Annotated in this window: 11 protein-coding genes and 1 pseudogene; 6 read left to right on the top strand and 6 right to left on the bottom strand. The window is 47.2% G+C overall.

Translation table 11 applies throughout. From position 1 onward, the window contains the following. Window positions 1-183: 183 nt before the first annotated feature. The 3 genes from HAP95_RS04450 to HAP95_RS04440 all read right to left on the bottom strand — a co-directional run bounded on the left by HAP95_RS04450 (window position 184) and on the right by HAP95_RS04440 (window position 2,950). Window positions 184-819 carry an ABC transporter substrate-binding protein gene (locus HAP95_RS04450; RefSeq protein ID WP_077273588.1) on the bottom strand — a complete coding sequence of 212 codons (636 nt, stop codon included), beginning with the start codon at window positions 817-819 and terminating at the stop codon, window positions 184-186. Window positions 820-971: 152 nt separating this feature from the next. Further along, a complete protein-coding gene (locus HAP95_RS04445) occupies window positions 972-2,039 on the bottom strand; it encodes a tellurite resistance/C4-dicarboxylate transporter family protein (RefSeq protein ID WP_065974450.1) in 1,068 nt (355 codons plus the stop codon). Between the two features lie 59 nt (window positions 2,040-2,098). Continuing rightward, complete coding sequence (locus HAP95_RS04440; protein WP_065974451.1) at window positions 2,099-2,950, bottom strand: sigma-70 family RNA polymerase sigma factor; 852 nt, start codon at window positions 2,948-2,950, stop codon at window positions 2,099-2,101. 284 nt (window positions 2,951-3,234) lie between these two features. Between HAP95_RS04440 and HAP95_RS04435 the strand changes: the two genes are divergently transcribed. After that, window positions 3,235-4,131, top strand: coding sequence for a LysR family transcriptional regulator (locus HAP95_RS04435; RefSeq protein ID WP_215883116.1), 897 nt, complete (start codon window positions 3,235-3,237; stop codon window positions 4,129-4,131). A 382-nt stretch (window positions 4,132-4,513) separates the two neighbouring features. Next, window positions 4,514-6,133 carry a glucose-6-phosphate isomerase gene (gene pgi, locus HAP95_RS04430; RefSeq protein WP_215883115.1) on the top strand — a complete coding sequence of 540 codons (1,620 nt, stop codon included), beginning with the start codon at window positions 4,514-4,516 and terminating at the stop codon, window positions 6,131-6,133. A gap of 96 nt (window positions 6,134-6,229) precedes the next feature. Here pgi and HAP95_RS04425 read toward each other — a convergent pair. From HAP95_RS04425 to HAP95_RS04415, 3 genes and pseudogenes are all read right to left on the bottom strand, one after another. Next, a pseudogene (locus HAP95_RS04425) lies at window positions 6,230-6,562 on the bottom strand (putative inorganic carbon transporter subunit DabA); the annotation flags it as partial. Window positions 6,563-6,822: 260 nt separating this feature from the next. Further along, window positions 6,823-7,044: a hypothetical protein gene (locus tag HAP95_RS04420; protein ID WP_024895501.1), complete on the bottom strand. Its 222-nt coding sequence runs from the start codon at window positions 7,042-7,044 to the stop codon at window positions 6,823-6,825. Then, window positions 7,034-7,246 (bottom strand): hypothetical protein, encoded by a 213-nt coding sequence (locus HAP95_RS04415; protein WP_024895500.1) that lies wholly within the window; start codon window positions 7,244-7,246, stop codon window positions 7,034-7,036. The genes HAP95_RS04420 and HAP95_RS04415 overlap by 11 nt, the downstream gene beginning before the upstream one ends. Window positions 7,247-7,701: 455 nt before the next feature. Between HAP95_RS04415 and HAP95_RS04410 the strand changes: the two genes are divergently transcribed. The 4 genes from HAP95_RS04410 (at window position 7,702) to HAP95_RS04395 (ending at window position 12,497) form a co-directional block, all read left to right on the top strand. Beyond that, window positions 7,702-7,965, top strand: coding sequence for a hypothetical protein (locus tag HAP95_RS04410; RefSeq protein WP_215883114.1), 264 nt, complete (start codon window positions 7,702-7,704; stop codon window positions 7,963-7,965). Window positions 7,966-8,042: 77 nt separating this feature from the next. Continuing rightward, window positions 8,043-8,900, top strand: a complete 858-nt coding sequence (locus HAP95_RS04405) for a sigma-70 family RNA polymerase sigma factor (RefSeq protein ID WP_077272973.1) — start codon at window positions 8,043-8,045, stop codon at window positions 8,898-8,900. Window positions 8,901-9,351: 451 nt separating this feature from the next. Further along, window positions 9,352-11,715, top strand: coding sequence for a glycoside hydrolase family 15 protein (locus HAP95_RS04400; protein ID WP_215883113.1), 2,364 nt, complete (start codon window positions 9,352-9,354; stop codon window positions 11,713-11,715). After that, window positions 11,712-12,497, top strand: coding sequence for a glucose 1-dehydrogenase (locus HAP95_RS04395; protein WP_010638581.1), 786 nt, complete (start codon window positions 11,712-11,714; stop codon window positions 12,495-12,497). The genes HAP95_RS04400 and HAP95_RS04395 overlap by 4 nt, the downstream gene beginning before the upstream one ends. Window positions 12,498-12,501: the final 4 nt, after the last annotated feature.

Genomic DNA, 12,501 nt, shown 5'->3' with positions numbered 1-12,501 from the left:
CTTGTAGAGGCGGCAAACGCTGAATCAGTCCACAATCCGGACAGACCTCCACCCCGTGAGGCGGGTCCAGGGCGGCATCGGGAATCCCAATCAGAGTGGTGGTCCACTTCATATCGTTCATGTCATAAAGCTGCTCATTAGATAACCCAAAAGGCCGGGCGACTGGCCAAAAAATTCTGGTGGTTAATGTGGTTTGTTTGAAGCATTTGCAGAATAAGCATTTAGTTTATTTATAAGCGCACTAAAACCTTCCCGCTTTAAGAGGGTGGTTAATTCAGCCTTTTGCATAGCCAGACTGCTCACACCATCCGTAACCACGTTAATAATCTGCCAACGACCATTGTGTTGACGAAGCAAATAGGCAAAGGTATTCTTCTGCCCTGAATCAGGAGAGATTAAGGTCGTTTTAACTATGACTTGATGACTATTCATACTGCTGGAAGTGGGTAAAGTAAATCGCTGACCAGCGTAGCGATCAAAGTGAACCGCATAATTTGCAACAGAATAGTCTTTCAATGATTGTAAAAATTGATGTCGTTCTGGTGTAGATAATTTATACCAGGAACGACCTAGACTATAACGTGCAATTTCAGTAAAATTAAAACTTTTACTAACTGTCCCATATAGTTTTCTGTAGCGTTGTTGAAAGCTGCTATGCGGACCTAGTTTCATTGTGGCAATGAGTGCATTATTAAGATGGATAATAACCATTTCTGGCGCACTTATTTTGTTCGCCCATGCATCACTATTACCAGATATAAAGATGAGGATACAAGCAGCAATTAAGCGTGATTTCTTAAGCAAAATAGAAGAGTACATAAAACGCCTCCAACAAGTAGGATTGATAGGGCTTGACGCCCATTTTAAGTCAGTAGACCAAGCATATCGCGAGACAAAATAGTAATAAAGCTTTGCACACGAATTAATTGTAAAGTTATATGATAAGGTGTTTAAATAATTTTTAAAACTCGTTACCCACTCATTCTAAAAAAATAGTTGTATGTTTTATAAAAAAAGGCAAGCATAGTAATCGCCCATGCAACCAATGCTAAAAAAAAGAAAAGTGTTGCCACAGGAAGCAAAAATGAGAAGTCAAATAATTTTTCGATATGTAACGTACATAAAGAATACATACCAAGAGGAAAAACCATACCCCAATAGGACGCATCGTAAATGAACTGTACCTTATGCACAACAAAACGCCACCACCCTAAAATAATTAGTAACGGGATCCACCAGGTTGCAGCTGACCAGAACAATAGTGTAAAACCATTTATAAAAGGAATGAGAACGTGTAATGAGGCAGAATTTTTTGAGCACGTTGCAATCAATGAGCCAGCAAGAGTAGAGATAGATGCTGCTCCCATGTTGATCCAATAGGTAGGCGCTAGATCATTTGCAGAAAATTTAAGGAAAACCATACGATAGAATATAAATAGTATAATCAGAATATAAAAGGCGTCTCCCAGAAGCCATAATGACAAATCAGTAAAATTAAAGCATGGAAAACGGGATAGACTTTTTTTTAATTCAAGAACAGAAAGCAAAACAGCGATGGATTGAATGGACACGGTAATGAGTAACCATGACCCGCCAATTTCTTTCTCAAAAGAAGGCTTTTTAATTTTTGTAATGAAGCCAAAAATTAAACCATAGTTTAATATCAACCATAATATCCCCGCGAATCCTAGTAGGATAATACCGATTAAATCCTGGTTATCAAGAAGAATAAATTGACTGCCAAGTATTGCAGAACCAGCGACTATAGTTAAAAATCCCGTGCCGCGCCCAAGATCTCTAAAATCATCCATTATAATCTCTGGAAATTTAATGATGCGCATAGTAAGCATTATCCATAAGAATAGATAGATTATTACGTTAATCCAGAGTAATACATTGGGAAGAGTGGTAACGCCTATAATTTTTGCTGATAAAGCGATAGCTCCTGTTGCCATGACAACGGCAAAATATCCTGGGGCAAGATACTGTATAATTGATATAACTCTATGATTTCTTGAATTGACCCTATCTGTTTTCATTAATGCTCCTGTTTAGGGGATTCAAAAAATATGCTCTATAATCAAAGGTATTTTTCTTTTTAGTTAAATTTATCGCGTTGGAATGCCATTTGACTTAATTCATCCAATGCTGATTTTCTGATTTTGCTCGCTTGCTGCGCGCTAAAACCAAAAATCTCACCAATTTCTTTATTATTTAAAGGCCCTAGTGGATTAATGCCGAAGTACAGCTCCACAATCTCCCGTTGAGGCGACGCTAAGTCATTCATCCATCTATGCACCATAACCTCGAATTCTTTGCTTTGACATTGATCTTCAATGGATATTGTTTCGTGATCAGCAATCACCTCCTCAAGATTTTTCTTATCGTTTGGATCAGTTGAGTAATTTAAAGGGATAACCCGTTCATTGAGATGGTTCTGAGCTTCGTTTTTTGTTTCTTCTGTATCACTGTTTGAATTTAGTGTGGCGCGAAGCTTTTTGATAATATAAATAGGCAGGCGAATCATGCGGGACTTGTCCATAATGGCGCGTTCTATGTATTCTCGGATCCATATCGTGGCGTATGTCGAAAACCTGTAACCGCGCTCCGGATCGAACTTTTTGGCGGCGTGTAACAATCCCAGATTCCCTTCTTCGATTATATCCAACAACGTAAGACAGTTTTTTTCCCCATATCTGCGGGCAATCTGTACAACCAGGCGGAGATTCGACTCTACAAGCTGCTTCCAGGCCTCATAGTCTCCCTGTTGAATAAGCCGACCTAACTGTATTTCTTCCGTTTTCGTTAAAAGGCTATGGTATGATATTTCCTTGAGGTAAGTTTGAATGGCACTTTGAGGCTTATACGTCTCTGGCCCATATTCTGAATGCGTACAATGGTGCTTTGGCTTGGTCATACCAAGAGTTATTTCGGCATCCAACTCGTTCATCCTTTCAAGCTCCTGCAGATTTCAGTGGGACTGACCTTCATCTTGCCGCATGGTGAAGGTCTTACCGTTCATAACTCATTATTAAAACACTTTTTTCTATCTTCTTTCAGCTGTCCAGTAAATCGTTTGGATCTGGGTGTTGACCGAGATGAGATACAATACCGTAGATCATTCTTGAACCCTCCTCCCTCGACACCATACCTGTGGCCTACTGCTCACTTTAATGATATTTTCGATCTGTGGGCAAACGTGTATTTTTGTGATCCTTACCGGAGAAATCGATAATGGTAGACGACGAACAGCTCCTTTCCCTCTTGGCCGTCGCACAGTACGGTAGCATCAGTGCTGCAGCAGATCACCTCAATCGCGGTCAGTCTGCCATTTCTGAGCGGCTTCGAAAATTGACTGAGGAGGTTGGTGAACCGTTATATACACGCGAAGTCAATGGGGTAAGCCTGACTCAGGCAGGTGCACGTTTGATACCGGATATCGAAAGACTTCGCAGAGTTTTGCGTGACATCGAAAGTGTCATCAAACGTCGCAAAACGCTTGCTGAAGGCAATCTGAATATTGTTTCGACCAGCCTTATCACCAATTATTTTTTGATTCCTTACCTATCACGGTTTCGACTTGAATATCCACACATTAATTTGCATATAAAAAGTGGTGAAAGATATATGCATGATGTTGCAGCTGGTGATGTGGATTTATTTTTTTATGAAGGAAATAGCGATATTCCGGAATTGCCTGATTATTTTGATAGCATTCCCTGGCAGGATAATGAAATAGTTCTGGTTACTCCTCTGAACCATTCTTTAGCGCAAAGAACGGATCTCACATTTGAAGAAATAAAAGACTACTCTATTATCTGGCGAGAACCTGGCTCTGGCGTTCGTAATGCTGTGGAAAAGGAGTTCAAAAAACGTAATATCATTTTAGAGCGATATATTGAGGTTGCTGATATTGAGTCAGTCGGTTCTTTGGTTAGTGCCAATCTGGGTGTGGGTTTCATGAGTAAAAAAGTACTGACGCTACGCTCGGATTGGAAGGTATCCACGGCCACGCTGGAAACTCACGATATGATTTGTCTCAATTTTATGGCTGCACCATTACCCGGTAGACGTTCGAGGATTCTGGATAAGTTCCTGGAATGGATTCAAGATCCAGCAAAAACAACCTGAATCTGCTCGTGCCCTTCATCTTGTAGTTGACTTTTCTCCATGTACTCTTGTCAGTTTGATTTTACCGATTAGATAATTTTTTGTTAAATGAATTTAGTGTTTGTGTGGGATTTTTTGCTTACTGATAGCAATAAACGGATTTTTACTTTTTTTACGGCTTTATATTTGGACAAATACGTCCCACTGGAAAATATTATAACTCACACAATCATTTCACACTGACATAGTTAGCACGTAAATAGCCTTGGGTTTTCTGAGCCAGCTACAGCTTGCGAGCACTGTGCAATGCCATAACTTCATGATCTATTTTATATCATGTGCTTTCGGCAAAGTGTACTACAATTAAGCTGTTCGTTATTTAATTTTTTTCACGAGGTTGTCCATGTCGGCTGTACTCTGTAATCTACCTGCCTGGCGACGTTTACAAGAGCATCGCCAGTCTTTGGAACATGTCACTCTGCGTCAGCTTTTTCAGGAAGACCCCCAGCGGGCCGGGCGTTTTTCGGCAGAAGCCTGCGGCATTTATCTGGATTACTCCAAGCATTTGCTGCGTCGGGAAACCCTGAATCTGCTTTTTGATCTTGCCCACAGTCGTGATCTGGAAGCGCGCCGCGACGCCATGTTTGCCGGGGAAAAAATCAACCATACCGAGGGAAGGGCCGCATTTCATGTGGCTTTGCGGGCACCCAGGGGTACGGTCATGCGGACCGAGGGGGTGGACGTTGTCCCTGAAGTGCATCAGGTGCTGGAGCATATGGCCCGTTTTACCCGGGCCATTCATGAACAGTCCTGGCGGGGGGCCACCGGTCAGCCGATTCGGCAGATTGTGAATATTGGTATTGGCGGTTCTTACCTGGGTCCGGAAATGGCCTGGAAAGCCCTGCGTGCCTACCGTAATACTGATGTTCATCTGCATTTTGTGGCTAACGTGGATGGCGCGACGCTCAGCGATGTGACGGCGCATCTGGATCCTGCAGAAACCCTGTTCATTATTTCATCCAAGACGTTTACCACGCTGGAAACCATGACCAATGCCCATGCCGCCCGGCACTGGATTGCCTCTGCTTTGGGCGAAGACGCAGTTTCCCGGCATTTTGTGGCGGTTTCCACCAATGCTGAAGCCGTCAAGGCCTTTGGTATGGATACTGAACATATGTTCGGCTTCTGGGACTGGGTGGGGGGGCGCTATTCCATGGATTCGGCTATTGGCTTGTCCACCATGCTCGGCGTGGGGGTGCAGCATTTTCAGGAAATGCTCGCCGGTTTTCATGCCATGGATATGCATTTCCAGAATGCGCCGCTGGAAAAGAATCTGCCGGTGTTACTGGGCCTTATGTCCATCTGGTACAACAATTTCTGGGGAGCGCAAACCCAGGCTATTTTACCTTATGCTTATGATCTGGCACGTTTTCCGGCCTATTTACAGCAGCTACAAATGGAAAGTAATGGTAAAAGTGTCGATGAAGCCGGGCAACTGCTGTCCGTAGATAGTGGTCCCATTATCTGGGGCGAGCCGGGAACCGATGGACAACATTCTTTTTATCAGCTGATTCATCAGGGTACGCGATTGATTCCCTGCGATTTCATTGGTTTTTGTCATCCCCTCAGTGCTTCAGCAGAACCGCATGAATTGTTGATGGCGAATCTGATTGCCCAGGCAGAGGCTTTGGCTTTTGGCAAAACGGCGGAGGAATTGCGTGCTGAGGGCGTTTCCGAAGCGCAAGTTCCCTTCCGCACGTTTGCCGGAAACCGTCCGAGTAGCGTGCTTCTCGTGGATGCCCTGAGTCCGTATAGTCTGGGTACACTGGTTGCTTTGTATGAACACAGCGTATTCACTCAGGGGATCATCTGGGGCATTGACTCTTTTGATCAGTGGGGTGTGGAATTGGGTAAGGTGCTGGCTCAGCGCATTGTTTCTGATATGCAGGGTAAAACCCAACATCCCCATGATGAGTCCACATCGACCCTGCTGGAACGCTATTTGCGCCGACGTGGGCACTGATTTTTGTATTGCGGTTTACCTGCGATTGAACGGTTCCTTTCCCGAATCCCTCTTAATTGCTGATTGATAAAATGGATATTAACTCCCTGTAAACAGTCAGCACATCAAAACCCACCGATTTTGTGCGCGACGCTCCAAAAGACTGCCATCGGGAGCAATTTGCGCAATAGTGAGCCAGCGATTATCAACAAGCTGGCCCAGAATCGTGCTATTCCCGATGATGCGATCCATCACCTCCGTTGGCGCTTCAATGAAGGCAGACAAACGCAATGGCTCGTGCTGAAGCCCTCCGTTACTATCCCGCAAGGACTGTTCAGAAAGACCGATACGAAGATCCCCCCCGTTCCCTTCCAGAACCCCGATAGTGCCTCCCGCCACGTTATGCAGCACCTTGTTCCCACAGCCCTGGCGCTGGTTATCCACAATAGAGCCGTAATACTGTGTTAATCAGCGTCATTCATTAACCATCTTTCAGCATCAGGTTTTTACCATCTCATATTGCGAAATATAAATCATTAGTGCATTGAAATATTTTGTATATTAGAAGAATACTGATGCTTTCAAGGGTGAACGATCCAGACGCCAATTTCTGCTGAAAACTGGCCAATCACTGGCGCTGTTTGACAACATGTATTGGAATGAGGGGTTTTCGAGGTGTCCGTCAGCAACTGCGCAGACATTTTTGCCAGTTATGCCGGACCAATATCTGGATCCATATCAAGTGGGTCACCCCATTCATGCCGGACCTCACCACGTGTTTTGTTTGGGATACCGATTCCGGTGAATAATTCTTGAAATGGTTTTAAGTCCCCAGATATAGACGACATACTAGCCAATGACTCCATAATCTTGCCGACTTCCCTTTTGCTCATTGTCGCTACAACCATCTTATCCTCAACATTAACCTGCATGAGATGCTCCTTGCCAAAATGACTTTGGTTGACGGAAATTATTTTCCATGGAAAGTACAGCCTCTGCGGAAAGATAGGCAAAATCCAAAGTAGACCGATTAAAGTCTCCAGCCTTTTTGAGGAGTGCATCAGACACCTTATCCGCCTCAGACTTGGTCATACTTAATCGATAATTACCATCGCCCAGTTTTTCTAGCTTCATCAAAATCTCCTTACATGTAGATACGCAAAAATATCCCTAAAGCTATCAGGGGTAGACCGTGAAATATAGATAAAGTTCTGTCGTGGTGGATTTCCTAATGAAATCGAGATCGTGCCCAAGAACTGAATGAACCTATCAGCATTTGCTCTAGAATGATTCTGTAACGACTCTATTCCAGTCAATATTTCATTGGGTTGGCCTACGAGGCTGAACGTATGAGGCGCCTAACAGCCGCTACAGAGATGAGCCTAGCCCTACTGGAAAAATTTCATCGCTTGTATTGAAGCGATAAGTCATGGGGGACTTTCACCCTTACGCGTGGGATCCAGGATCCGTCGATAACCTCAACGTAATAGATTGCCATATCAATAACTATCGTTATGTCTTTACAGACAGTAACATTACAATCACATACAGCACTAGGGTTTTTGGTTGCCACCACGAGGAGGACACCCGTGAATTTGCAACGTCACAAAACAACCGGCAGCTCCTTTTCAACATCCGTTGAGCCATCGCTTCAAAGTGGTCAGGTGTTGCTCGACTTTGGGATCAGCGAAACAGACTGGACGAATCTCCTTGATCATAGGGGCAACAAGACGAAGGCATTAGCCTGGATAGAATCCCGATTGCAGGAAGTGTGCACTTTAAGTCGTGAAGCACAAAAAAGCTATTTGCATGTGATGCTTAAAAATTTGTTGATGGATAGCGATAAGCAATAAATTGGCCCCTTTTTGACCCTGAAGGAAATTAAAGAGTAGTGGCAAGGAAAAACTATCTGTAAGTTCAAAAGGCAAAGATGAAAGAGAATATCGAAGAATCATCTGATACTGATTCCATACATTGCTATCTGAGAGAAATCCGTCGACAAGATTTAATGACGGCAGCAGAAGAGATTGCTCTTGGCCGGCAGGTCCAGGCCGGAGACATGGATGCTAGAAACATGATGATCGTCAGTAATCTCCGTCTGGTGGTCAATTTAGCCAAGCGTTACGTACGACATGATTTTCCCCTTCTGGATTTGATTGAAGAAGGGAACCTGGGGCTGATGCGTGCGGTTGAAAAATTTGATCCCGAAAAAGGCTTTCGTTTCTCGACTTATGCTACCTGGTGGATTCGTCAGAGTATCGAGAGAGCCATAATGGATCAGGCACGCACGATCCGTATCCCTGTTCACGTTATGAAAAAACTCAGCGCGATCTTACGCAGCACTCGGGAATTAGAGACTATTTTACAGCGTACACCTACGCCTGAAGAAATAGCAGAATCTATAAAATGGCCAGTAAGTGAAATTCATGAGTACCTCAAAAAAGACGTGCTGATGACATCCCTGGATACGCCGCATAGTCATGAAGACAGGGCCAGCTCTCTGGCCGACATCATTCCTGATCCTAGCAGTTGGACAGAAGAAGCTTTAACTACGCGTGATTTGTCATCACACGTTCATCAATGGGTGGGGCACATGCCAGAAAAACATCGGCAAGTGATTTTCTGGCGTTTTGGTCTCGATGGGACAGACGAAAACAGCCTTAAAGAAGTTGGGGACCGCATGGGCGTCTCGCGAGAACGCGTTCGCCAGATCCAATCAGAAGCTTTGGAAATATTACGAGACCGCATCAAAGCGGAAGGGCTGACTGCAGATATGCTGTTCGACTAAGTTTTGGGAGATGCAGAATCCCCTAGGCTTGAACAACGGTATCTGACACCGTGAAGGTGAGCGTTGCTCTCCTCTCCCTCGCTGAGAAGATATTCATCCTATTTGGATGTTGACTGTTGCAATTTTATGATGAAAAGCGGAGAGAACGTCTATATGAAGTCTCATGTTGTCGTTCTTGATGGTAATTTTGCCGGCCTGGTTCAATCCAGAAAGTGAGCGAGCTATGTGGAGAGTCGTTGCGTATCACCATTATTGATCGCAAGAATCCGCTGCGAGCCTTATGTAGGACGGACGTTTGATGATCACTTGTACTATCCTTTGTATATCGTAAGCCCAAGGATCCCGATGCTCAACGGAGTATACGGGTGCCAATTATATCACTTAAGCACAAAACTTATCCTTTTTATAATGTTCCTTGAAATCCTCAATACATCCATCCAGGAGTGATTAAATGGAATCAGTCAGTAAGGCACCGGCAGCACAGTGGCGTCATCCGGTATGGTCTACCGCCCGGAAGTCCTGTGTAGGGACAGCACTGGGCAGCAGCAAGCTATGGTTCACCACCGGCAGCGGCATCATTACCGAAGTGTTTTATCCGCGCATTGATATTCCGCAGGTGCGTGATCTCGGATTTATCATTGCCGATGATCAAAGCTTTTGGCAGGAACTGAAAACCCTGCCAGAGCCGGCTCTGGAACTGGATGATCCGCAGGTACCGCTACCGATCATCCGCCATCATCACGCGCGTTTTGACTTTACCATCAAGGTCTGTGCTGATCCTGACCGCGATGTGCTGCTCATCGATTTTCAGCTGGAAGGAGATTCCAGTCTCCGCCCCTATCTGTTGTGTTCAGCGCGACTCGGGGAAGATGCCGAAAACAATCGGGCCTGGGTCGGTAACTGGGAAGGTCGCAAGGTACTATGGGCAGAACAGGGTCCTTTCGGACTGGCTCTCGCCTGCCGGAATTCTGCCGGTTACGCGGCGCTGGAACGCTGCAGCGTTGGGGAAGTCGTCGCCAGCGACTTGTGGCAGGATTTTCATGAGCATGGACGCATGCTCTGGGAATACGGGGAAGCCGGACCCGGTGAAGTTGCCCTGGCCGGACAAATGCCCCGTCAGGGTACTCTGGCTTTAGGACTGGGCTCCAGCAAAGAAGCCGCCGCGACCAATGCCTGGAGCGCGCTGGCGAATGGTTTCCAGGCCACGTCATCCAGTTATACGGATTTGTGGCAGGCCTGGCACAAAAAGCATCCCCGCCCCCGCAATTTCGCCAGCAAACTTCCCGATACGGCCAAAACTCTTTATGCCCGTTCCAAAAATATTCTGAAGGTCCATGAAGACCGGACTTTTCCCGGCGCGCTGGTCGCCAGCCTTTCGGTGCCTTGGGGTGAAGCCAGTACCAGTCGCGGCGGCTATCATCTGGTCTGGTCCCGGGACCTGGTCGAAAGCGCCGGAGCCCTGGTCGCCATGGGGGCTACCCGGGAAGCCCGACAGGTGCTGACTTATCTCATCAGCACCCAGCAGGCTGATGGTCACTGGCTACAAAACCAGTGGCTCGGTGGCAAACCATTTTGGCAAGGTGTTCAACTGGATGAAACCGGGTTTCCCGTTTTACTGGCCGCGCTGCTCCGCCAGCATAAAGCCCTGGAAGACATTGCCGTAGCCGATATGGTCCAGCGTGCCCTGCACTTTATTGCCCACGAAGGCCCGGTAACCGGACAGGATCGCTGGGAGGAAGATGGCGGCGTCAATACTTTTACGCTGGCAGTCGCCATTGCGGCGCTGGTAGAGGGTGCCGAATTACTGGGCGGTAAAACCGCCGAATGTGCACTGATGCTGGCGGACTACTGGAATGCACGGCTGGAAGACTGGACTTTTGTGAAGGATACGGATCTGGCCAGACAGTATCAGGTACCCGGTTATTTTGTGCGAATTACGCCGGAAGATGTGCTGGTTCAGGATGGCGCCAAAGATGAGTGGGTGTTGATCAAAAATCGGGCGCATGATCCGCATCTTCCCGCCAGCGAGCAGGTAGCCAATGATTTTCTGCAACTGGTGCGATATGGACTGCGCAGCGCAGCAGATCCTCACATTGTTACCTCCGTCAGGGTGATGGATGCCCTGCTCAAAACCGACACCCCCAGTGGTCCGGTATGGCATCGTTATAATGGCGATGGCTACGGAGAACACCAGGATGGCAGCCCTTTTGATGGCACCGGAATTGGTCGTGGCTGGCCATTGCTGGTTGGAGAGCGCGGCCATTACGCGCTGGCCGCTGGAGAAAGCGCCCTGCCCTACATTGAAGCCATGGCCGCCATGACCGGGAAAGGTGGCCTACTCCCCGAACAAATCTGGGAAGCCGACCCGATTCCGGAAAAAGGCCTGGAACCGGGCCACCCCAGTGGTTCCGCCATGCCACTGGTCTGGGCCCACGGTGAATATATCAAACTGTGTCACAGCTTCATAAAAGGGGAGCCCGTAGACCGGCCTGCAGCCACCTGGAAACGCTATCAAGGGAAAAAACCGGATATTGACTACCGCCTTTGGCGCTTGCGGCAAAGGCCCCGGCAATTACCGGCAGGTCAGGAGTTACGTGTGCTGCTTCGCGCTCCTTTTACGGTTCATTGGGGTATTAATGGCTGGCAGGATGTGCAGGATCTCCACTCGGAAGACTGGGAACTGGGTCATGTAGCCATTTTGCCCCTGAAACCGTTAAGCGAGGGAGAAAGTGTTCAATTCACCATCCGTTGGCAGGAAAGCGGAGACTGGATCGGAGAAAATTTTCATCTGGATATTACAGGAGCTTTGGCATGATTCATCTTGATTTGCAGGGACGACGGGCCTTAGTCACGGGTGCCAGTGGTGGATTGGGACGGGCTATTGCGGAAACCCTGGCGGCAGCGGGCGCAGAAGTGGCGGTCCATTATCGCAAGGGCAAGGATGAGGCCGATGCCGTAGTCGACAGCATCAGCAAGGCAGGCGGCAAAGCGCAATCATTCCAGGCAGACATCTCTGATCCGGCCGCAGTGGAAAAACTGGTACAGCAAATCGAGCAGGCTTTTGGGGGCCTGGATATTCTGGTCAACAATGCTGGTATGGACGGGCCGCGTGCCCTGGTGGGAGATGATGACCCGCAAATCTGGGAGAAAGTACTGAGCGTTGATCTGCTCGGTCCTTATTATTGTGCCCGGGCAGCCATTCCGCGCATGGAAAAACTCCAGGGCGGTGTCATCATCAATATTACTTCGGTGCACGAATTCATTCCCTGGGAAGGCTATAGTGCCTACACCAGCGCCAAGGCGGGATTATCCATGTTCACCAAAACCCTGGCCCAGGAAACCGCAGACAAAGGCATTCGCGTGGTGGCCCTTGCCCCGGGTGCTATTCAAACACCCATCAACGAATCGGTGTGGAGCGATCCTCAGTCGTTGAAAGATCTCGACAAAAAAATCTCCATGGGTCGCCTCGGCAAGCCCCGGGAAATTGGTAATGTCGTGGCTTTTCTGGCGAGTGATCTCGCCAGTTACATCACCGGCACCACCCTTGCTGTAGATGGGGGCATGTTGATTTATCCGGATTTCCGCCACGGAGGATGACACG

This window comes from Acidithiobacillus sulfurivorans (assembly GCF_018853815.1).
Classification (GTDB): domain Bacteria; phylum Pseudomonadota; class Gammaproteobacteria; order Acidithiobacillales; family Acidithiobacillaceae; genus Acidithiobacillus; species Acidithiobacillus sulfurivorans.
Note: the sequence above shows the minus strand (reverse complement) of the source record. Positions and strands in the feature narration are given on the sequence as shown.